This window comes from Bacillus mycoides (genome assembly GCF_000832605.1).
GTDB classification, from domain to species: domain Bacteria; phylum Bacillota; class Bacilli; order Bacillales; family Bacillaceae_G; genus Bacillus_A; species Bacillus_A mycoides.
Genome location: NZ_CP009692.1, coordinates 1,724,611 through 1,744,059, shown reverse-complemented (window position 1 = coordinate 1,744,059; position 19,449 = coordinate 1,724,611). Strand labels below are relative to the sequence as shown.

The window sequence follows — 19,449 nt, the reverse complement described above, 5'->3', positions numbered from 1 at the left end:
TTTTTTCACTTATCATATTATACATCATATTTCTTTACGTGATGAAAAAAATAGCCGCTAACACGGAGTGATAACGGCAATGTAATCTACATATATTTTTGCCAATAACAAGAAAAGAAAAACCTTTTCCTACATTTATATCATAAAATGATGAATGACTCAACAAATGGAAACGCTGTTATATTAGTTATTACGTTTTGCGATTAAATCACAAATAGATAGTAAATATTCATCTTGTAATTGTAAGGAGCTAATAGAAGCTTTTGCTTTTGCAATTTTCTCCTCTAAAATAGATTTTGCTCTATCTACAGTAAATAACGTCGTATATGTGCTCTTCTCGTTGGAAGCATCACTACCAATCGGTTTTCCAATCTCTTCTTCTGTTCCTTCTACATCCAAAATATCATCTCTAATTTGGAAAGCTAGACCGATATATTTCGCAAATGCAAGTAACTTCTCTTCTTGCTCTTCTGTAGCATCAGAAAGTATCGCGCCTGCAAGTACAGCAAACTCAAGCAGTTTACCTGTCTTATGATTATGAATGTACTCTAATTCATTAATTGTAAGTCGTTTTCCTTCAGCTTCCATATCTGCCACTTGTCCAGCAACCATTCCTTCAGGTCCTGCTGCTTTCGCAAGCTCAAGTACAAGTCTTACTTTTTTTTCAGCAGAGATTTCTTTTTGCTCATATGCCATAATAACTTGAAAAGCATATGTCAACAAACCATCTCCCGCTAAAACTGCCATTGCTTCACCAAATACTTTATGATTTGTAGGCTTTCCTCGTCTTAGATCATCATCATCCATACAAGGTAAATCATCATGAATTAACGAATATGTATGAATCATTTCAAGGGCACAAGCTGCACCCACTCCAAGATTTCTTTCTTTCCCAAACGCTTGTAACGTTGCAAATAAAAGTAACGGGCGGAGACGTTTCCCACCCGCTTCCAAAGAATATGCCATCGCTTCACGAAGCACATTTGGACATTGTAATTCATTTGCATAGCTTACAAGCTTTTCTTCTACGAAAGTTTTACTCTCTTTCAAAAAAGCATCAAAAGCTATATGTGTCACTATGCTTCATCTCCTAAAGCAGTAAACGGTTTAAGCTCTCCATCTTCCCCAAGGATAACTGCCATTTGTTCTTGTACATCTTTCAATTTCTCATCACAAAGCTTAGATAATTCCATGCCTTCCTTAAAATAAGAAATTGCTTCCTCTAAAGGTACATCACCTTGTTCAAGCTTAGAAACGAGATGCTCAAGCTGCGAAATTGCTTCTTCAAAGCTTAACTTATTTTCCATTATTCAATTCACGCTCCTCTATGCTTGATACACTACAATCTAGTATTCCATCTTGTAATTGAACCGAAACAGCATCTCCAAGGCTAACATCTTTCACGCTTTTTAATACTTGTTTCTCTTCATCGTATACAAGCCCATACCCTCTCATCATTACTTTAAGCGGGCTTAATACCTCAAGCTTTTGAGCCGCTCTCACAAATACGAACTCCTTCGTTTGAAGTAATGTTTGCATTTCACGTTGCAACTGCTTTTGCAACGTTTCAATTGCCGTTTTCGTTTGTATAATTTTTTGAGATGGGTGGTGCTTTTCTAAATAAAATGAAAGTTGCTTTAATTGATTTACTTTTTTATCTATATAACGCTCTTTCGCTAAAACAAGTTGTTCAAGAGCCCTGTCTAACTGCTCTTCTTTTTGCTCGTACACTTGCCTTGGATAACGGAACGCATAAGATTTTTGTAACACTTGCAGTTTTTCTTCTTTTTTATGTACTCTCTCTCTCATTGCTCTTTGCAATCTCAGAGTTCTTTGTAATACCTTTTCTTGTAACTCTATAGTATTAGGTACCGCCAACTCAGCTGCTGCAGTCGGTGTTGGTGCACGTAAATCCGCGACAAAATCTGCGATTGTAAAATCTGTTTCATGGCCTACAGCCGAAATAATCGGAATCTCACTTGTGAAAATTTCTCTTGCAACTACTTCCTCATTAAAGGCCCATAATTCTTCAATAGAGCCTCCACCACGCCCAACAATTAAAACATCAATATCTCCCATTTCATTCGCTGTACGAATTGCTTGTACAATCGAGGGAGCTGCTGACTCCCCTTGTACAAGTACAGGAAACACAATAACATTTCCAATTGGATAACGACGTTTAATTGTTGTTATAATATCGCGAATTGCTGCTCCTGTTGGCGACGTGATTACACCTATTGTTTTAGCATACGGAGGAATTATTTTTTTATAAACTTGAGAAAACAAGCCCTCTTCCTCTAAACGAACTTTTAATTGCTCATAAGCTAAATGCAAGTTTCCAATTCCGTCAGGCTGCATGTCTTGAATATAAATTTGATAAGAACCACTCGCCTCATAAACAGAAATCTTTCCTTTTACAAGTACTTTCATTCCATTTTCCGGTCTGAATTTAATGTTACGATTATGACCCGCAAACATAACCGCTGCAATTCTTGCATTTTCATCTTTCAATGTAAAATACATATGACCACGACTATGATATTTAAAGTTGGAAATTTCTCCTTTTAACCAAACAGACTGTAAATGCGGATCATACTCTATTTTTGTTTTAATATAGCGTGTTAATGCTGTAACGGTTAAATATTGTTTCTCCATTTCTCTCTCCTCATAGCCGATTCAAATTATTGACAAACAACACCTGCACGCTTTGCAGACTCCACAGTGTTGTGAAGAAGCATTGTAATAGTCATTGGGCCGACTCCTTTTGGCACAGGCGTAATGTAACCTGCAACGTCTAATACATTGTCAAAATCAACATCACCACAAAGTTTGCCTGTTTCTAAACGGTTAACACCAACATCAATTACAACCGCACCCTCTTTAATATAGTCAGCTGTTACCATTTTCGGTCGTCCAACGGCTACGATTAAAATATCAGCTAACTTCGATAATTCTTTTATATTTTGCGTCTTAGAATGACAATATGTGACAGTTGCATTTTCATTTAAAAACAGTTGCCCCACTGGTTTACCAACAATATTACTTCTTCCAATTACAACAACATGCTTTCCAGAAATATCAAGATTCGTTTCTTTTACTAATTCTAAAATGCCATGCGGTGTACATGGAAGGAATGTGTCTTGTCCCGTCATCATACGTCCTACGCTGATTGGGTGAAATCCATCTACATCCTTTTCCGGTGAAATTCTTTCAATGATAGCTTTTTCTTCAATATGTTTTGGTAAAGGTAATTGTACCAATATGCCATTAATGCGGTCGTCTCCATTTAAGCGATCGATTTCAGCAAGCAAACGCTCCTCAGTAATCGTTTCAGGAAGTTCTATTAGCTCTGAATAGATTCCTACTTGCTCACAGCCTTTTTCTTTTCCTTTTACATAAGAACGAGATGCTGGATCTTCTCCAACTAAAATAACTGCTAATCCTGGTACAATCCCTTGCTCTTTTAACTTCACAACTTTTTCTTTTAATTGTGCTCGTTTTTTCTCCGCAACTTCATTTCCTTTGATGATTACTGCTACCATTTTAAGTTTCCCCCTTAAAGAAATTACAGTGTATCTTTTATATTAGATAAAACGCCGTTAATAAAACGACGAGATTCCTCATCCCCAAATGTTTTTGCGATTTCAATTGCTTCGTTAATTGTTACATTGTGCGGAATTTCTTCCATGTATTTCATCTCACACACAGCTACACGTAAAATACTGCGATCAACAATACTAATACGCTCAAGCTTCCACTTTTTTAAATTTTGACGAATTGCTGCGTCAATCTCTTCTTTGTTGTCTACAAATCCTACAACAAGTGATTCTAGAAACTCATTTGTTTCTTCGCCTTCATCTAGCGTATTTTCCACCGCTACTTTCGGTTCTAATTCACCTGTAATATCCATTTGGTATAATGCTTGCATTGCTCTTTCTCTAGCCGTCCTACGTTTCATTGTAACTCTCCTTTATACTTCAAGTCTTTCCTTATGTTTTGTTATATTATTATAATTTATAAGCCGTCAATTCACTTACTCTTGCAGTTTTCATTGATTTTCCAACCTTATAATACAATGATAATAACACAATTTATCGTTTCACACACGGGGTACAAGGCTGAAAAATAATAAAAAGATTAACTTCAAGTTCCATATCTTATCACAATGTACGTTTTTTGGAAAAATGAAACATACCGTTTTATTTTTCTTTTTTTTTGAAATAGTATAATAATTAGAGGGTTTTAATTTGTGAAGAAATGAAACGATAAAAAAGATGCCTATTTTACTAGGCACCTTTTTCCACTCTTACACTGGTTCGATTTCTGTTTTTTGTGTTTCGAATGTTACGCCAACGATGTGAACGTTCACTTCTTTTGGCTCAAGTCCTGTCATTGTAAAGAGTGCTTGGCGAATATTGTCTTGAATTTTTTGTGCAACAACCGGAATCGCTACACCAAAATACATCACAACATAAAGGTCAACAATAATATCTTCGTTTGCTAATTCAACCTTTACACCTTTACCATGATTTTTCTTACCTAACTTCTCAACAACATCTGTAGCAAAATTACCACGCATTGCCGCTACACCTTCTACTTCAGCAGCTGCAATACCTGCAATTACTTCGATTACTTCTGGTGCAATTTCTACTTTTCCAAGAGTTGTATCTTGACCCATATCTAACATATGTTCAGCCATGAAAAAAACCTCCTTTAATGTATCACTGCGTCACAAGTTCATGCTCTTCCAAAAATTTCGTGTTAAACTCACCTTTTACAAAATCAGGATGCTCTAGCAATTGCAAATGGAACGGGATTGTTGTATGTACGCCTTCAATGACAAACTCACTGAGCGCTCGCTTCATTTTTGCAATTGCCTCTTCACGTGTTTTTCCGTGAACAATTAATTTAGCAACCATCGAATCATAGAAAGGTGGTATTGAATATCCCGGATATACAGCTGAATCGACGCGAATACCAAATCCGCCTGGTGGTAAGTACATTTCTACTTTACCTGGAGATGGCATAAATTTTTTGGCAGGGTTTTCCGCATTAATTCGACATTCCATTGCCCAACCATTAAATTGTACTTCTTCTTGCTGTAACGATAACTTTTCTCCAGAAGCAACAAGAATTTGTTCTTTAATTAAATCCATCCCTGTTACCATTTCAGTAACTGGATGTTCAACTTGGATTCTCGTATTCATCTCCATGAAATAAAAGCTTTTCGTTTTATATTCATAAATAAACTCAACCGTACCAGCACCTGTATAATCAACCGCTACCGCCGCTTTAACTGCTGCCTCACCCATTTGCTTGCGAATATTCTCATCAAGTGCAGGTGATGGACTTTCTTCTAATAGTTTTTGCAGACGGCGCTGAATTGTACAATCACGCTCTCCTAAATGAATGGCATTTCCATGTGTATCTGCCATTATTTGAATCTCAACATGGCGGAAATCTTCAACGTACTTCTCCAAGTATACACCAGGGTTCCCAAAAGCGGTACTGGCTTCTTGCTGTGTAATTTGAATTCCTTTTACAAGCTCTTCTTCATGGCGCGCAACACGAATACCTTTTCCGCCGCCACCTGCAGTCGCTTTAATGATAACTGGATATCCAAGTTGATTAGCAAGCTCGATCGCTTCTTCGGTATTTTTAATAATCCCTTGTGAACCTGGTACAATCGGAACCCCTGCTTCTTTCATTGTATCACGTGCAACGTCTTTTGTGCCCATCTTTGAAATGGCTTCTGGGCTTGGACCGATAAAAATCAAGTTACACTCACGGCATAATTCTGCAAAATCTGCATTCTCTGCTAAAAATCCATATCCCGGATGAATTGCATCACAACCTGTTAATTTCGCAACACTAATAATGTTCGTCAAATTTAAATAGCTTTCTTTTGAAATCGTTGGTCCAACACAATACGCTTCATCTGCAATTTGCACATGAAGTGACTCTTTGTCTGCTTCTGAATAAATTGCAACTGTTTCAATATCCATTTCTTTACAAGCACGAATAATTCGTACAGCAATTTCCCCACGATTGGCTATTAATACTTTTTTTATCATCACAAAGACTCCCTTATTACGCTTTTACAAGAAATAGCGGTTGTCCATACTCAACAAGCTGTCCATTATTAACAAGAATTTCAACAATTTCGCCCTCTACATCTGCGTCAATTTCGTTAAATAATTTCATAGCCTCAACAATACATACGATAGAATCTTTCGATACTCTGTCCCCAACACTTACATATTGAGGTGTATCAGGCGAAGAAGAGGAATAAAATGTCCCTACCATCGGTGATGTGATTTTATGTAGGTTTTCATTTTGAACAGCTGTCTTCTCTTCTTGTTTTGGCGCTTCTACTTGCGCTGCCGCTACTGCTGTTTCTACTTCGACAGATGCTGCTGGCTGTACTACCTGTTTCGTTACCGGTGCTTGCACAGTAACTACTTCATTACCACGTTTTTTCATTTTGATTGTTGTACCGTCTTTTTTGTATTCAAATTCATCAATATTAGAGCTATCAATTAATTTAATTAATTCACGAACTTCTTGAATTTTAAACATGTAAAATCCACTCCCATACTCTTGTTTGTCCCGTTTTTACAGATTGGCATCAAACTGATTTACTGTAAAAATACGATGCATTCTATTAGAAAATTTATTCCTATGACATTTACTAATAGAAATATTTACTATTCCCATCTTACGCTAAATTTTTTAAACATTCCAATTTATATTTCTTTATTATAAATCGAAATTCCTGTAAAAATATTATTCCACTAAAAAATTATTACCTAGTAATAATACCAAGTTTCACACGAAATTGGCAAGACCACTTCCTAAAAAACATTCTTTACTTTTTCAAAACTGCAAAGTGTAAAAACGTAATTCCCTCAGCATTCTTCATTTTATCTACGGTAAAAAAACATATTTTTACCAAATATTATTTTTTTGTTTACGCGCCGTTCATTCTTCCTTCATAAAAGAATAGTATGTTCAAAGTGTAGCAAATTTATTGTAGTGAGGTGCGGACATATGATATGGCTCATCCTGTTCTTGCCTGCCGTAGTGATTTGGACATTGGTCCTCTTCATTCACGTCAAATCTGGAAAAACTAATCACCATCATCACGAACCATTAATCTTTTACTCACAGCGTATTTCCCCGTTTCCAATTGAAAATACTAAATACAACTGCAAAGATGAAATAGAAAAAAGCTATCGAAAACGATAGCTTTTTTCTATTATTCTTTTATCTAATTTGAAGCAGCAACACCTATTATAATTTCAATTTATTTTACTGATGGATCAAATTTCACACCTACATCTTTTGAACCACCTTCACTTCTTACGAGCTGAATAATTTTATTCGCTTCTTTTTGTGAATGCTTTGCCGATTTAACTGTTACTTTAATGTCCGTTCCATCAGCTCTTACAAGAGCATCCTTATATCCGCCTTGAGATTTAATCACTGTCTCAAGTAATTGTTGCTTCGTTTCCATCGTAGTGATTGCATCAAGATTATCTTTCGCTTTACTCTTTTCTTCTGCTGAAGATTTTGATGACTTCATTACATTTTGTAACTTTTCTTTCTCTACACTACGCTGATCTTCCATTTGCATACGTAGCGCTGTAAAATTCTCATCGCTTGATTGAACTGTTACGCTAGCCTCTTTTTTACTTGTTTCTTTTTTGTCATTCTCTTTTTTGTCTGTTTCTTTATTTGTAGTTTCCTTGCTTGTATTTTCTTTTGTTGTCTCTTTATTTGTAGTTTCTTTCGTTGTTTCTTTTGTAACTGCTTTATCAACACCTTGCTTTTCTTGTCCCATCTTTTCACCCGTTGCCGGTGCTGCTGTATTCATTTTATCAGGAGTTGTTACGTAATAAACAGATAGTACAACCACTAAACTTAACATCGTTAATAGCCAAACCGTTTGTTTTTTTAACACTTTATTTCCTCCCTATCAATTTTTCGGTGATACTGAAACGCGATGAGCTGGTACATCTAATAATCGCGTCACAGCTTCTTTTACCATTGCTTTTATTTGTATATTATCCACTCCCTTTGCTACGACCAGAACACCTCGTACTTTCGGTTTCTCTGTTCGCAAAACAATTGGAGTTTCTTTATCACCTTCACGTATAATGACTGTCTTTTCATCAAGAGACTCGTCTTCTACTTCCCTTTTCCCGCCTGCTTTATCAGTTTCACCTGTCGTTTGTGAACGTTTTACTGTATTTTTCTCGAGTATTTTTTCTTCAGATGAATCTAAGTTCACTTTAATAGTTACATCTTTTACTCCGGCTATCTCTTCTAAAGAAGCTTTCAATTCTTGTTCATACGCTTTTTCGTATTTTTCTACATTTGACATATTATCATTGTTTTTTTGACCGAAAGTTGGTACATCTTTATCTTGGCTTTGACTTGTCTTTTCTTTAAACACAGGCACTTCTTCTTTTTTAGGTGATAAGAAATTACTAGAAAACATAAGCGCAATCCCAAGTATGAGTAGGACAAGCAAAAACTTAGGTGTTACCTTTTTCCCCTTCTCATTACTTTCTTTTCCATCCCCATTTAATAAGTTTCGAAAAAATGAGAACCTCGAATTTTTATCTTTATTGTCCATTTACGCTACCTGTCCTCCCTTCCATCTGAACTTGGATTTGTTTATCCTCTAGTTGCCACCTGCTTGAAAAGAAATCTTTCATTTCTACATTCGTTTCTTCTATTTTTTTTGGAGGTTCTTTCATATTAATTTCAATTGGCTTTACTGTTTCGATTGCATCATTTTTACTACGTTCTTTTTCTTTCAACGTCACAACAACAGATTGAATATCTTTCGCTGACTTTACTTCTTCTGCATGTTCCACTGCGACTATTTGTATTTCAGAGACTGTCATACCATACTTTTTCTCAAACTCTTTTCCTACGTCTTTTTTCATTTTGGTAGCCATCTCTTCTAAACTATATGCACGTGTTAGAGCTTGTATTTCTTTTTTCTTCGAATCTATCGAATTTTTTACAGATCCATCTGCTACGTACTTTTCCTCATTGAAATTTGCGATAACTTCATTTACATCTGTTTGTAACAACTTAAATAGAGGAGTTAAAATTAATACGACTAACAATAGACTTACAACGAATTTAACGTACTTTTGCAAATTTGAATTTGGAAGAATAAGATGAAGCATTGTCGCTAAGAGTAAAAAAACGATAATATTTCTAATCCACTCTGTAACAAATTGCATACTCTTCACCTCCTACCGCATCATGAGAGTAATGTTCCCGGCAGCAATAATAATTGTGATACTTAAAAAGAACATAAATGATACGATAGCTAAGCAAGCAAATACGTAAATGATACTTCGTCCAATGATATCTAAACATTGAATAATTGCTCCTCCGCCTACCGGTTGCAATACTGCTGCTGCGAATTTATAAATAAACGCGATACAAAAAATTTGAATCGCTGGGAAAGCGACAATTAAGCATAAAATAACGAGCCCGATAATTCCGACTGTGTTTTTTAATAATCCAGATGCACTAATAACAGTATCCGCCGCCTCAGTAAACATCCTTCCTACTACAGGAATGAAGTTTCCTGTTACAAATTTAGCCGTTTTCACAGCTATACCATCAGCAACGGCTGACGCTGTTCCCTGTACAGATAATACGCCTAAAAAAACCGTCAAAAAGATACCAATAATCCCAACACTAACGTTTTGCAAAAGCTTGGACAATTTCGTAACTTTATATTGATCACTCATCGTGCTTACAATACTTAATATAGTTGCAAGTAATAAAAGTGGTAGAACGATATAGTTCATAAGAAGCCCACTCGTATTCATTAAGAAAATGATAATCGGATGAAAAAACGATACAGAAACAACACCGCCGCCTGTTGCTATGAGTGCGAGTAAAATTGGTAATAACGCTAGTATGAAATCTACCATTGTTTGTATCGTCTCTCTTGCATATGTCATGACGACATAAAAACTATTTAAAGCGAAAATAATAAGTACCATGTATACGACTGCATCAGCGATTTTACTCACGCTACTCTTTGAAAAAGCAGATTGCAACGATTGCAACAATGCACTGAAAATCGTGAGCATAATGAGCGTTCCAAGTAACTTTCCATTTGCAACAAGCTCATGAAATAAATATTTTAGTAGACCTATCATCCACTCTTTTATGGAGAACTCTTTTTCTCCCTTTACAAACTCCATAAAGCTTCCTTTTTGACTCTCTGGTAAATAGCCTCCATACTTTGTAACAAGCCCGTCCCAAAATTGCTTCACATCTTCAATTCCGAGCTTATCCAATTGTTGATCAACGACGTTTGTTTCTATAGGAGAAGCTTGTACAACAATCGGTAAAGAAAAGAAAAGGAAGCAAGCAAATAATAGCTTAGCTCCAAACTTCCTCAACATTCACTCCCCCTTATCCCGTAGGTAAAAAACCGAGAATTGTTTCAATTACCACCGTCAAAATAGGAATTGCCATGACGAGAATTAAGATTTTCCCAGCTAATTCAATTTTCGAAGCGATTGCACCTTGACCAGCATCCTTTGTAATTTGCGCACCAAACTCAGCGATATAAGCAATCCCTATAATTTTCAATAACGTTTCTACATATACGTTGCTAACCTTCGCTTCACTCGCCACTCTCTCAATCATTTGTAAAATAGAATGAATTTGATCGATTAAGAGAAGAAACATCATGCTACCAATGAACACAATAAATAACGATGTAATACTAGACTTATGCTGATTTAAAACAGCAGCTAAAAATGTAGCAACGAGGCCTAATCCGACAATTTGTATAATTTCGATTCGAACCGCCTCCTTTACTGGAAGAGAAAGACACTTTTAATCTTGTCGAATAGAGTATTAATTAAAAATGCAACATGAAACAAAATAACGACAAAACCGACAAGGATAACCCAATTTGCAATATCCTCTCGCTTTAATTCTTTTAGTACAGTATGAATGAAAGCTAAAACAATGCCGATTCCGGCGATTTGAAATATTAATCCAACATCAATGGACATCGCCTTTCTCCCCCCTATAGCAGTAAAATTACGATAAGTAGCCCTGCTAGTACCCCTAAACTCTTTATCATTTTTTCATATTGTAGTTGTAATGCTTTCGCTTCTCCTTCTTCTCTCTCCAAATGTGTAATACATAAGCGAATATGTTTTTGCTGTGATTCACGATCATGTTGTCCAAGTGTTTCACCAAATTGTTGTAAGATTTCATACTCGGTTTGTTTAAATGCCGTTAACGTCCAGTTCTCCTTCAAACTATCAATCCAAGCTTCTCTAACTGTTTGCTCCCCGTCCTCTAGCCGTTTCGAAAAGCTTTGAAATATCCAATTTAACGGCTTCGGCATTTGTTTGACTAAACGCTCTGCAGCCTCAGATAACGGCGTGTGTCCATACATAATTTCAGCTTCTAATGATTGCAATGCTGCCTTCAATAACCTAAGTTGCCGCGGTCTCTCACTGTACCTTTTAGCGTATGAAAATCCGAAAAAAGTGCTAACAGCAACTATTAATACCGCACCAAATATTTTCACCATACGCCTTGAACCTTTCTATGGGATAATACTGGTTTTCCATCTCTATCTTTCACTTGCATAACTGTTCCTGGCCCTCTCGCTTTTGATAATTCCACAAACCTATCAAATACACCAAGTTCCAGCACCGCCTGTAACGATGGACGTTTCACAACGTCATCATAAGAAAATCCATGTGCACTTATAAAAAGCTGAACACCTGCATGTACCGCCTCCATAATCGCTTCACTATCTTCTTTACGTCCAATTTCATCTACGATTAATATGTCTGGGCTCATAGAACGAATCATCATCATCATTCCTTCAGCTTTTGGACAAGCGTCTAATACATCTACTCGCACGCCAAAGTCATATTGCGGGATTCCTTTCACACAACCCGCAATTTCTGATCGTTCATCAACAATCCCCACTTTACATGAAGGAATTTTCGAAGCACTTACACCTTGACTCATACAGCGTGCTACATCTCTTAAAAGTGTTGTTTTCCCCGTTTGCGGTGGGCCAATTACCATCGTGTTTAACCATCGCGATTCATAAAGATATGGCAGAAGCGGCTCAGCAATCCCTATTTTTTGACGGGCAATACGAATATTAAAAGAAGAGACATCCCGAATCATTTTCACTGCACTTTTTTCTGTAATGACTTTTCCAGCTAGGCCAATTCTATGTCCTCCTCGTAGTGTCACATATCCACGTTTCAATTCCTCTTCCATCGTATAAATTGAGAATTGGCTTAATTTATTCAATAAATGGATCGCATCTTCCGCTGTAGCGATATAGTCATAGAAAAACACTTCTCCATGTGCGATACACTCTAGTGGCCTTCCAATTCGAACGCGAATTTCCTCTAGAGTATCGTATTGTTTACAGCCTTCAACTAACTGTTTCATCGTTTTCGGTAAAACTTCTAATACTTCTTTCATAAGCTTCTCCCCACTATACTCGACTTACTATTTCAACAACGCGATAAAAATGCAGCCAATTCCAAGTGCTAGAAAAAAGAGTTTCAAGAAAGAAATCTCACTTGCTACACTCGCTATGCCAATTGTCATTGTTAAAATTAATACGGTCGGTCCAACAAACGCCAACATACCATTTATAAACAATGCTTTCTTCGCATCATTCACGTAAAGCATAAGCAGAGCGGCGAATATTTCCGCGCTTCCTGAAAACAACCGAAGTAACCCCATAACAAGCACGGATGTTTCCATTGCCGCTAGCCACTGTTTCATTCTCCCACCTTCTCCCATAACAGTTACTACTTCCTTATTCTGAAAAAGAATATATTTGTACAACCATATGCAGAGGTTGTCTATTTCAGAAGTAAAAACATAATTTTTCTCTATCGACTTTATAGAAAACTGAATATTCTCATTAATATATGGTATATTTAATAGAAAAGGAGCATAGATGATGAAGCAAGTTACTTTACTACCACTCGATTTACGATATGCAAATGTGCTTTTTGAGCTATCAAGCAATCCACATGTAAAAAATGCATTAGGGATAAAAGTAGAATCAGTGGAAGATACAAAGGCGTTCATTCTTTTTGCAATTGGAGAGGAACGAAAAAAACACTCCTTATCAAGAGTGATTGTAAGTGAGGAAAATGAAATAATTGGCCTCACGACACTTAAACATATTAATTACGAACAAAAGCACTCACATATTGGAAGTTGGCTCGGCTATCAATATTGGGGAAGAGGATATAACGAATCTGCGAAAAAAGAGATCTTTAAAATCGCTTTTTTAGACTTGCAACTTACATACGTATTTGCCGGTGCTAAAACGAATAACATTCGCTCTTTAAAAGCACAAGAGAAACTATCTTACATTTCATTACATGTGGAAAAACAATTTCCAGACGTACACGCTGCTTTGGAGAAAGAAGTAAAATCACCTTGCGTACTGCATGTTGTATCATGCGAAAAATTTTCAAATTGGTTGGAAGTACAAAATGAGGGGGGAAAATATGAAAGGATTGAAAATTAGTTTAACAATTGTAGTAGAATTAGCTATTATTTATCTTTTTTCAAAAATGGTCGGCTGGTCATTTATGGAGAGCTTTTTCCTTGGCAGTCTAGCAATATTTGCAATTACGTGGTTAATTATTATGAGTACCTTTAGAAATAACAATATGGATCATGCAACGAATAAAACTTTTACCGGTATTGAAACTGGTGAAATACGCCCGTTTCAAATTGTTTTGACTCCATATATTATGGGTACCCTTTCACTCGTCACAGTTAGTTTTGCTATAACTGCAATTTACTATCTGCCCTATTTCCTATAAAAAAAGCACTCGTGATAATCACGAGTGCTTTTCTACTATGCACGAGAAACGTATTTACCTTCACCAGTGTTGATGATAAGCATTTCGCCTTCGTTAATGAAGATTGGTACTTGTACAACAAGACCAGTTTCTAATTTAGCTGGTTTTGTTACGTTAGAAGCTGTGTCACCTTTAATACCAGGCTCTGTTTCTGCAACTTTTAATTCAACTGTGTTCGGAAGTTCAACACCAAGTATTTCATCTTGGTATGTCATAATAGATACTCCCATGTTTTCTTTTAAGAATTTTAATTCGCGCTCGATTTGGTTTTCACCAAGTTCGATTTGCTCATAAGTTTCGTTATCCATAAATACGTGAGACTCACCGCTCGCGTATAAGTATTGCATACGACGGTTTTCGATGTGTGCTTTTTCTACTTTTTCACCTGCACGGAATGTTTTCTCTTGAACAGATCCTGTGCGAAGGTTACGTAGTTTAGAGCGAACGAATGCAGCACCTTTACCTGGCTTTACGTGTTGGAAATCCATTACTTGCCAAAGGGCATTGTCCACTGAAATTGTTAAACCTGTACGAAAATCGTTTACTGAAATCATGTAAAAAAATCCTCCTGTGTATTACAAAATAATAAGTTCTTTTGGTGATTTCGTTATTACTTCATTACCTTCACTTGTTACAATGATATCATCTTCAATACGTACCCCGCCAACACCTGGAATATAAATACCTGGTTCTACCGTTACAGCCATACCTGGTTCAAGTACTGTATCAGAACGGAACGCTAAACCTGGTGCTTCATGGATTTCAAGACCGATTCCATGACCAGTAGAGTGTCCGAAGTATTCACCATATCCTTTTTCCGTTATGTAATCACGCGTTAATGCATCAGCCTCACGACCCGTTAAACCAGCTTTAATACCGTTCACACCACGTAGTTGTGCTTCTAAAACAATATTATAAATTTCTTTTAATTTATCAGATGGTTCACCGACTGCAATCGTACGAGTAATATCAGAGCAATATCCTTTGTAATAAGCGCCGAAGTCTAATGTAACGAAATCTCCTTTTTCTATCACTTTTTCAGATGCCACGCCGTGCGGTAATGCCGAACGAAGACCTGAAGCAACGATAATATCAAACGAAGAAGATGTTGCTCCTTGTTTTCTCATGAAAAATTCAAGTTCATTTGACACTTCAATTTCAGATACTCCCGGGCGAATGAATGATAGAATATGCTCAAAGGCAGCATCTGCAATCTGTGCAGCTTCCTTTAATATCTTAATCTCTGAATCAGTCTTTATCAAGCGTAACTTTTCTACAAGCCCAGAAGTTGGGATGAATTCAGCTTCGATCGCTTCATTATGCGTTACGTAAGAGCTATATGTAAGAGTATCTTGCTCAAATCCTAGCTTTTGAATTCCAAGTTCTTTAACTTGTTTCGCAACTTCATCAAGAATTAATCCTGCATGCTGCACTATTTCGTATCCAACCGCTTGCTTACTAGCTTGCTCTACATAACGGAAATCTGTAATAAATAGAGCACGCTCTTTTGAAATTAGTACAACGCCAGCTGTTCCTGTGAAATTCGCCATATATCTACGGCTATGTTCATTCGTTAATACGATACCGTCAATACCAGCCTCATCAAACGCACTTCTTAATCTCTCGATCTTTTCCATTACTTTATGCCTCCCTCAATTTCTCCATTAATGCAAATAACGCTAACTTATAGCCATAAAAACCAAATCCAACAATTTGTCCCGCACAAACAGCCGCCGTCACAGATTCGTGACGGAACGATTCACGCTGGTGAATGTTAGAAATATGTACTTCAATAACAGGAATCGAAATGCTCGCAATTGCATCTCGAATCGCATAGCTATAATGCGTAAATGCTCCAGGATTTAAAATGATCCCTTCATATATATCTTCAGCCTCATGAAGACGATCGATAATAGCACCTTCATGATTCGATTGGAAACATTCTAACTCCACTCCCATTTTCTCTGCTTCGTGTTTCATATCTGTTTCAAGCGTCGCTAACGTTCCTTTTCCGTATACATTTACTTCCCTAACGCCAAGGCGATTTAGGTTAGGACCATTTACGAGGAGTAACTTTTTCATTTTCTTAAAACTCCTTAATATTAAAAAATGTCTATACGACATTTTAACATAGGAATCACTTATTTGAATAGTTTGTCTTCTCGACCCCTTCTCCTCTATTTGTATTATTCGATTCGAATGCTACAGAATACGAAATAAAAACACCATATAATATAAAGATACATATTGTCGTTACAATTGTTTCTTTCGGTAAATGGAGTGCACTTTTAATAACAGGTGCCATTAGCCCCATCCCCAAAAATAATAATGCCCACCAAAACAAACCGTATAGTACACCAGGGAATACTCCTTCAAACTTTTTAAAAAGGGCTTTATAGAGAAATGCCACTAAAATTGAAAGAAGTCCCATACAAACGATACCTAGTACATTTCCCCAAACCCCTTCTTTCCAATCTCCAAATGCAAACGGTAAAAGTAAATAGTTAGGCCCAGCTTCTGTAAATGAGAATATATGAAGGAAATACCATATACCTCCCCAAAATAAGCCACCAAATAAACCAATTTGTACAAAGTTTCTTATTGTTGATTGTTCTTGATTCACATTGACACCTCCGCTCACTAGTATGCCCGAAACTATTTTGAGGCATGTTTAAATCCTGCAAAATTTGTCTATAAAAAGAATAAGAAATGTCCGACTCTCGTAACATTTTCCCTTGTCATCTGCCTGTATTTGTCGATAAAATAAAGGAAACTCGGTGATTGTCTTATTTCAAGATGACAAAACCAAGTATGACAATTGCCTCTTTTTCTACATAAGAGAGAAACAAATACAGGTTGGTGTTAACATGGCAGAAGAGTCAAAACAAATATATGGCGGGCAGGCAGTCATAGAAGGAGTTATGTTTGGCGGTAGAGAATATACTGTTACAGCGGTTCGTCGTAAAGATAAATCGATTGAATTTTATCGTTTACCACGCGTTCGTAATAAAGCATTATCTCTACTAAAGAAAATTCCATTTTTACGAGGTATTGCCGCTATTGTGGATGCAAGTGCGAATGGAGCGAAACATTTAAACTTTGCTTCAGAACGATTTGATGTCCACCCAGAAGAAGATGAACAACTTGCAAATAAAAAAGAAGAACAATCAAAATTAACGATGGTATTAGGAGTTGCAGCAGTTGGCGTTTTATCGTTCATATTCGGTAAAGTAATTTTCACAGCAGTTCCTGCACTTTTAGCTGAATTAACGAGACCGATTTTCCCATCTCATACAGGGCAAATCATTGTCGAAAGTGTCATTAAGCTCATGCTATTATTGAGCTATATATACTTCATTTCTTTAACCCCACTTATTAAGCGGGTATTTCAGTACCACGGTGCGGAACATAAAGTAATCAATGCTTACGAGAATAACCTTCCACTGACTGTAGAAAATGTTCAAAAGCAAACTCGCCTCCATTATCGCTGTGGCAGTAGCTTTATAATATTTACAGTCATTATTGGAATGTTTGTTTATTTCCTAGTTCCTACAGATCCACTTTGGGCAAGGGTAGTAAACAGAATTTTATTAATTCCAGTTGTTCTCGGCATTTCTTTTGAAGTATTACAATTTACCAATCGATTACGAGATGTCCCTGTTTTGCGAGTACTTGGATATCCAGGATTATGGCTGCAACTATTAACAACGAAAGAACCAACAGATGATCAAGCGGAAGTTGCAATCGCATCGTTTGAAGAATTATTACGTTTAGAAAACAAACAATAATTATTTAAAAATGGTGTTCAACTCCTTTCCTCATCGTTAATATACTAATTTTAATATATGTTTTTAGGAGGTGTCCCTTATGAACGGTCGTTCGTTTACATTCGCTATATTTGTGCTTATTATCGGATTAGCAATATTCGGCCTTGTTTCATCTGTTATTACAGATCCAATGGGAGTATTGAAAAACATTGGTATCATGTTAGCTGTCGTCGGTATCTTTTACTTACTCTACAAAATGTTTACAAACTCTAGTGGTTCTGCAAATTCGCAAAGCTCATATAAGCGTGCAGCGAAACAATCGAACCGCAAACACGGGAAACAAAATGTAGCACCCCTAAGTAATTCTTTCTTGAAACGAAATGCTTCTGATGACAAGGGGAAAAAGGGTAATTCTCCATCGTTGAAAAGAAAAAGAAAACAATCTCATTTAACTGTCATTGAAGGTAAAAAAAACAAAAAGAAAGACCGTGCTTCCTTTTAGGAAATACGGTCTTTTTTATCTCAATTAGTATGGGCAAATAATCAGTGGGGATGAGAAAAGCCCCGACTGATTAAAGTTTCACTTTATATGTTGAAGTACTTCTTTCAAACTTTTATCTTTCATACTTTCGATACGAAGGTGATGGTTTTCAAATTGTAAATTTCTTGTCACATCATTAGGTACGACGACACATTTTAATCCTGCTGCAATTGCTGCTTTCAATCCATTTAATGAATCTTCAAATACAACAGCTTCCGATGGTTCAACTCCTAATTCTTCTATCGCAACTTTATAAAGAGCTGGATCTGGTTTTACTTTCTCGACATCTTCTCTCGTTTTAATCACTTCAAAATACTCTCTAATCTGTAACTCTTCTAAAAAAAGAACGACCCACTCTCTAGATGAGCTAGAGGCTAATGCGATTTTTAATCCAAGTTCTTTCGCTTCTTCTAAATATTCTTTTACACCGTCACGTGCTTTCGGTATTTTCATTTTTTCTTTATGTAAAGTTGTTACTTTTTCCTTTAATGTATGCTCATTAAACTTTTCTTTTAATTGCTCTTTTAAATATGCATAAAGCACTTCATCTGTCGTTCCAATACATTTCGCAAATTCCTCTAAAGGTAACTCGCTGCCGTATTCACGAACAGCATCTCTGAAAGAGTGAAACCATATTGTTTCTGTGTCCACAATTAATCCATCAAAATCAAAAATAATCGCTTTCATGATTCTCCCGTCCTTTTCGATTGAAATAAAAAAGGAAACGCCACACGTTCCCCTTAATTACTTTTCTCTTCATTTGCTTTTTGAACACCACGAAGTGTTTCTACTCGAACTTCATCTTGTTCAAAGTATTGTACTAAATCACCGATACGGTCAATTGATTCCCAACTTAAATGATGTTCAATTCCTTCTACATCATTATAAATTTTGCTTTCATCCACACCGATAATGCGCATAAACTGTTCTAACAATTCATGACGATATACGAGACGTTCTCCGATTTTTTTACCTTTTGATGTTAATACAAGCCCTCTATATTTTTCATAAATTAGATATTCGTCTTTGTCTAATTTTTGTACCATTTTTGTTACAGAGGATGGATGTACACTAAGCGCTTCAGCAATATCAGATACACGGGCATAACCCTTTTCATCAATCAACAAATAAATTTGTTCAATATAATCTTCCATACTAGGGGTAGGCATCGGTTTCCTCCATCCAATTTCATTTTGCTTATTCCGTACGAAGC

28 protein-coding genes are annotated in these 19,449 nt (G+C 36.4%); 5 read left to right on the top strand and 23 right to left on the bottom strand.

Translation table 11 applies throughout. The annotated features are described in order from the left end of the window. Window positions 1-183: 183 nt before the first annotated feature. From ispA to accB, 8 genes are all read right to left on the bottom strand, one after another. On the bottom strand, window positions 184-1,077 hold the full coding sequence (gene ispA, locus BG05_RS10995; RefSeq protein WP_002129045.1) for a (2E,6E)-farnesyl diphosphate synthase: 894 nt from the start codon (window positions 1,075-1,077) through the stop codon (window positions 184-186). Further along, window positions 1,077-1,307 (bottom strand): exodeoxyribonuclease VII small subunit, encoded by a 231-nt coding sequence (gene xseB / locus BG05_RS10990; protein WP_000428422.1) that lies wholly within the window; start codon window positions 1,305-1,307, stop codon window positions 1,077-1,079. The genes ispA and xseB overlap by 1 nt, the downstream gene beginning before the upstream one ends. Further along, window positions 1,297-2,655 carry an exodeoxyribonuclease VII large subunit gene (xseA, locus tag BG05_RS10985; RefSeq protein ID WP_002015068.1) on the bottom strand — a complete coding sequence of 453 codons (1,359 nt, stop codon included), beginning with the start codon at window positions 2,653-2,655 and terminating at the stop codon, window positions 1,297-1,299. The genes xseB and xseA overlap by 11 nt, the downstream gene beginning before the upstream one ends. Before the next feature lie 26 nt (window positions 2,656-2,681). After that, window positions 2,682-3,542 carry a bifunctional methylenetetrahydrofolate dehydrogenase/methenyltetrahydrofolate cyclohydrolase FolD gene (gene folD / locus BG05_RS10980; RefSeq protein WP_002067081.1) on the bottom strand — a complete coding sequence of 287 codons (861 nt, stop codon included), beginning with the start codon at window positions 3,540-3,542 and terminating at the stop codon, window positions 2,682-2,684. 23 nt (window positions 3,543-3,565) lie between these two features. Next, window positions 3,566-3,958 carry a N utilization substance protein NusB gene (gene nusB / locus BG05_RS10975; RefSeq protein ID WP_002067080.1) on the bottom strand — a complete coding sequence of 131 codons (393 nt, stop codon included), beginning with the start codon at window positions 3,956-3,958 and terminating at the stop codon, window positions 3,566-3,568. Window positions 3,959-4,306: 348 nt separating this feature from the next. After that, window positions 4,307-4,699, bottom strand: coding sequence for an Asp23/Gls24 family envelope stress response protein (locus BG05_RS10970; protein WP_000807630.1), 393 nt, complete (start codon window positions 4,697-4,699; stop codon window positions 4,307-4,309). A gap of 22 nt (window positions 4,700-4,721) precedes the next feature. Beyond that, complete coding sequence (gene accC / locus BG05_RS10965) at window positions 4,722-6,074, bottom strand: acetyl-CoA carboxylase biotin carboxylase subunit (protein WP_002015065.1); 1,353 nt, start codon at window positions 6,072-6,074, stop codon at window positions 4,722-4,724. A 16-nt stretch (window positions 6,075-6,090) separates the two neighbouring features. Next, entirely contained in the window at window positions 6,091-6,579 is a 489-nt protein-coding gene (gene accB / locus BG05_RS10960) for an acetyl-CoA carboxylase biotin carboxyl carrier protein (protein ID WP_002129047.1), read from the bottom strand. A 471-nt stretch (window positions 6,580-7,050) separates the two neighbouring features. Between accB and BG05_RS29460 the strand changes: the two genes are divergently transcribed. Beyond that, window positions 7,051-7,248 (top strand): hypothetical protein, encoded by a 198-nt coding sequence (locus BG05_RS29460; protein ID WP_012261697.1) that lies wholly within the window; start codon window positions 7,051-7,053, stop codon window positions 7,246-7,248. A gap of 58 nt (window positions 7,249-7,306) precedes the next feature. Here the strand turns inward: BG05_RS29460 and BG05_RS10955 are convergent, their stop codons facing one another. The 9 genes from BG05_RS10955 to BG05_RS10915 are packed head-to-tail and all read right to left on the bottom strand — an operon-like array spanning window position 7,307 to window position 12,828. Further along, on the bottom strand, window positions 7,307-7,963 hold the full coding sequence (locus tag BG05_RS10955; protein WP_002015062.1) for a SpoIIIAH-like family protein: 657 nt from the start codon (window positions 7,961-7,963) through the stop codon (window positions 7,307-7,309). 15 nt (window positions 7,964-7,978) lie between these two features. Then, window positions 7,979-8,641, bottom strand: coding sequence for a stage III sporulation protein AG (gene spoIIIAG, locus BG05_RS10950; RefSeq protein WP_002088572.1), 663 nt, complete (start codon window positions 8,639-8,641; stop codon window positions 7,979-7,981). Beyond that, entirely contained in the window at window positions 8,631-9,263 is a 633-nt protein-coding gene (spoIIIAF, locus tag BG05_RS10945; RefSeq protein WP_002015059.1) for a stage III sporulation protein AF, read from the bottom strand. The genes spoIIIAG and spoIIIAF overlap by 11 nt, the downstream gene beginning before the upstream one ends. 12 nt (window positions 9,264-9,275) lie before the next feature. After that, entirely contained in the window at window positions 9,276-10,448 is a 1,173-nt protein-coding gene (spoIIIAE, locus tag BG05_RS10940) for a stage III sporulation protein AE (protein ID WP_002033983.1), read from the bottom strand. A gap of 10 nt (window positions 10,449-10,458) precedes the next feature. Continuing rightward, window positions 10,459-10,842: a stage III sporulation protein AD gene (spoIIIAD, locus tag BG05_RS10935; RefSeq protein ID WP_078172833.1), complete on the bottom strand. Its 384-nt coding sequence runs from the start codon at window positions 10,840-10,842 to the stop codon at window positions 10,459-10,461. 23 nt (window positions 10,843-10,865) lie between these two features. After that, complete coding sequence (gene spoIIIAC / locus BG05_RS10930; RefSeq protein ID WP_000020914.1) at window positions 10,866-11,069, bottom strand: stage III sporulation protein AC; 204 nt, start codon at window positions 11,067-11,069, stop codon at window positions 10,866-10,868. 14 nt (window positions 11,070-11,083) lie between these two features. Then, window positions 11,084-11,599 carry a stage III sporulation protein SpoIIIAB gene (gene spoIIIAB / locus BG05_RS10925; RefSeq protein ID WP_002088574.1) on the bottom strand — a complete coding sequence of 172 codons (516 nt, stop codon included), beginning with the start codon at window positions 11,597-11,599 and terminating at the stop codon, window positions 11,084-11,086. After that, window positions 11,593-12,519 (bottom strand): stage III sporulation protein AA, encoded by a 927-nt coding sequence (gene spoIIIAA / locus BG05_RS10920; protein ID WP_002088576.1) that lies wholly within the window; start codon window positions 12,517-12,519, stop codon window positions 11,593-11,595. The genes spoIIIAB and spoIIIAA overlap by 7 nt, the downstream gene beginning before the upstream one ends. 27 nt (window positions 12,520-12,546) lie before the next feature. Then, complete coding sequence (locus tag BG05_RS10915; RefSeq protein ID WP_000816054.1) at window positions 12,547-12,828, bottom strand: YqhV family protein; 282 nt, start codon at window positions 12,826-12,828, stop codon at window positions 12,547-12,549. Between the two features lie 178 nt (window positions 12,829-13,006). Between BG05_RS10915 and BG05_RS10910 the strand changes: the two genes are divergently transcribed. Next, the gene (locus BG05_RS10910; protein ID WP_002129049.1) at window positions 13,007-13,588 is read left to right on the top strand and encodes a GNAT family N-acetyltransferase; all 582 of its coding nucleotides are present in this window, start codon (window positions 13,007-13,009) and stop codon (window positions 13,586-13,588) included. After that, window positions 13,569-13,889: a hypothetical protein gene (locus tag BG05_RS10905; protein ID WP_002129051.1), complete on the top strand. Its 321-nt coding sequence runs from the start codon at window positions 13,569-13,571 to the stop codon at window positions 13,887-13,889. The genes BG05_RS10910 and BG05_RS10905 overlap by 20 nt, the downstream gene beginning before the upstream one ends. A gap of 35 nt (window positions 13,890-13,924) precedes the next feature. On the opposite strand, the gene efp is transcribed toward BG05_RS10905, so the two are convergent. Genes efp through BG05_RS10885 form a run of 4 tightly spaced genes read right to left on the bottom strand, consistent with a single transcriptional unit; the run spans window position 13,925 to window position 16,551 of the window. After that, the gene (efp, locus tag BG05_RS10900; RefSeq protein WP_002129052.1) at window positions 13,925-14,482 is read right to left on the bottom strand and encodes an elongation factor P; all 558 of its coding nucleotides are present in this window, start codon (window positions 14,480-14,482) and stop codon (window positions 13,925-13,927) included. 21 nt (window positions 14,483-14,503) lie between these two features. Further along, window positions 14,504-15,565: a Xaa-Pro dipeptidase gene (pepQ, locus tag BG05_RS10895; RefSeq protein ID WP_002015050.1), complete on the bottom strand. Its 1,062-nt coding sequence runs from the start codon at window positions 15,563-15,565 to the stop codon at window positions 14,504-14,506. Window positions 15,566-15,569: 4 nt separating this feature from the next. Continuing rightward, window positions 15,570-16,010 (bottom strand): type II 3-dehydroquinate dehydratase, encoded by a 441-nt coding sequence (aroQ, locus tag BG05_RS10890; RefSeq protein WP_002015049.1) that lies wholly within the window; start codon window positions 16,008-16,010, stop codon window positions 15,570-15,572. A 55-nt stretch (window positions 16,011-16,065) separates the two neighbouring features. Beyond that, complete coding sequence (locus BG05_RS10885; RefSeq protein WP_002015048.1) at window positions 16,066-16,551, bottom strand: YqhR family membrane protein; 486 nt, start codon at window positions 16,549-16,551, stop codon at window positions 16,066-16,068. Between the two features lie 244 nt (window positions 16,552-16,795). Here BG05_RS10885 and BG05_RS10880 point away from each other — a divergent pair, with 244 nt between their 5' ends. Both BG05_RS10880 and BG05_RS10875 read left to right on the top strand, forming a co-directional pair. Further along, window positions 16,796-17,716, top strand: coding sequence for a DUF1385 domain-containing protein (locus BG05_RS10880; RefSeq protein ID WP_002015047.1), 921 nt, complete (start codon window positions 16,796-16,798; stop codon window positions 17,714-17,716). A 79-nt stretch (window positions 17,717-17,795) separates the two neighbouring features. Continuing rightward, entirely contained in the window at window positions 17,796-18,197 is a 402-nt protein-coding gene (locus tag BG05_RS10875) for an SA1362 family protein (RefSeq protein WP_002129056.1), read from the top strand. Between the two features lie 78 nt (window positions 18,198-18,275). Here the strand turns inward: BG05_RS10875 and BG05_RS10870 are convergent, their stop codons facing one another. Further along, on the bottom strand, window positions 18,276-18,923 hold the full coding sequence (locus BG05_RS10870; protein WP_002129058.1) for an HAD family hydrolase: 648 nt from the start codon (window positions 18,921-18,923) through the stop codon (window positions 18,276-18,278). 53 nt (window positions 18,924-18,976) lie between these two features. Continuing rightward, the gene (mntR, locus tag BG05_RS10865) at window positions 18,977-19,405 is read right to left on the bottom strand and encodes a transcriptional regulator MntR (protein WP_001143080.1); all 429 of its coding nucleotides are present in this window, start codon (window positions 19,403-19,405) and stop codon (window positions 18,977-18,979) included. Window positions 19,406-19,449 lie beyond the last annotated feature (44 nt).

Coding starts and splice junctions, on each gene's coding strand:
- xseB (WP_000428422.1), bottom strand. CDS start 1,307: ATGGAAAATAAGTTAAGCTTTGAAGAAGCAATTTCGCAGCTTGAGCAT.
- xseA (WP_002015068.1), bottom strand. CDS start 2,655: ATGGAGAAACAATATTTAACCGTTACAGCATTAACACGCTATATTAAA.
- folD (WP_002067081.1), bottom strand. CDS start 3,542: ATGGTAGCAGTAATCATCAAAGGAAATGAAGTTGCGGAGAAAAAACGA.
- nusB (WP_002067080.1), bottom strand. CDS start 3,958: ATGAAACGTAGGACGGCTAGAGAAAGAGCAATGCAAGCATTATACCAA.
- BG05_RS10970 (WP_000807630.1), bottom strand. CDS start 4,699: ATGGCTGAACATATGTTAGATATGGGTCAAGATACAACTCTTGGAAAA.
- accC (WP_002015065.1), bottom strand. CDS start 6,074: ATGATAAAAAAAGTATTAATAGCCAATCGTGGGGAAATTGCTGTACGA.
- accB (WP_002129047.1), bottom strand. CDS start 6,579: ATGTTTAAAATTCAAGAAGTTCGTGAATTAATTAAATTAATTGATAGC.
- BG05_RS29460 (WP_012261697.1), top strand. CDS start 7,051: ATGATATGGCTCATCCTGTTCTTGCCTGCCGTAGTGATTTGGACATTG.
- spoIIIAG (WP_002088572.1), bottom strand. CDS start 8,641: ATGGACAATAAAGATAAAAATTCGAGGTTCTCATTTTTTCGAAACTTA.
- spoIIIAF (WP_002015059.1), bottom strand. CDS start 9,263: ATGCAATTTGTTACAGAGTGGATTAGAAATATTATCGTTTTTTTACTC.
- spoIIIAE (WP_002033983.1), bottom strand. CDS start 10,448: ATGTTGAGGAAGTTTGGAGCTAAGCTATTATTTGCTTGCTTCCTTTTC.
- spoIIIAC (WP_000020914.1), bottom strand. CDS start 11,069: ATGTCCATTGATGTTGGATTAATATTTCAAATCGCCGGAATCGGCATT.
- spoIIIAB (WP_002088574.1), bottom strand. CDS start 11,599: ATGGTGAAAATATTTGGTGCGGTATTAATAGTTGCTGTTAGCACTTTT.
- spoIIIAA (WP_002088576.1), bottom strand. CDS start 12,519: ATGAAAGAAGTATTAGAAGTTTTACCGAAAACGATGAAACAGTTAGTT.
- BG05_RS10915 (WP_000816054.1), bottom strand. CDS start 12,828: ATGAAACAGTGGCTAGCGGCAATGGAAACATCCGTGCTTGTTATGGGG.
- BG05_RS10910 (WP_002129049.1), top strand. CDS start 13,007: ATGATGAAGCAAGTTACTTTACTACCACTCGATTTACGATATGCAAAT.
- BG05_RS10905 (WP_002129051.1), top strand. CDS start 13,569: ATGAAAGGATTGAAAATTAGTTTAACAATTGTAGTAGAATTAGCTATT.
- efp (WP_002129052.1), bottom strand. CDS start 14,482: ATGATTTCAGTAAACGATTTTCGTACAGGTTTAACAATTTCAGTGGAC.
- pepQ (WP_002015050.1), bottom strand. CDS start 15,565: ATGGAAAAGATCGAGAGATTAAGAAGTGCGTTTGATGAGGCTGGTATT.
- aroQ (WP_002015049.1), bottom strand. CDS start 16,010: ATGAAAAAGTTACTCCTCGTAAATGGTCCTAACCTAAATCGCCTTGGC.
- BG05_RS10880 (WP_002015047.1), top strand. CDS start 16,796: ATGGCAGAAGAGTCAAAACAAATATATGGCGGGCAGGCAGTCATAGAA.
- BG05_RS10875 (WP_002129056.1), top strand. CDS start 17,796: ATGAACGGTCGTTCGTTTACATTCGCTATATTTGTGCTTATTATCGGA.
- BG05_RS10870 (WP_002129058.1), bottom strand. CDS start 18,923: ATGAAAGCGATTATTTTTGATTTTGATGGATTAATTGTGGACACAGAA.
- mntR (WP_001143080.1), bottom strand. CDS start 19,405: ATGCCTACCCCTAGTATGGAAGATTATATTGAACAAATTTATTTGTTG.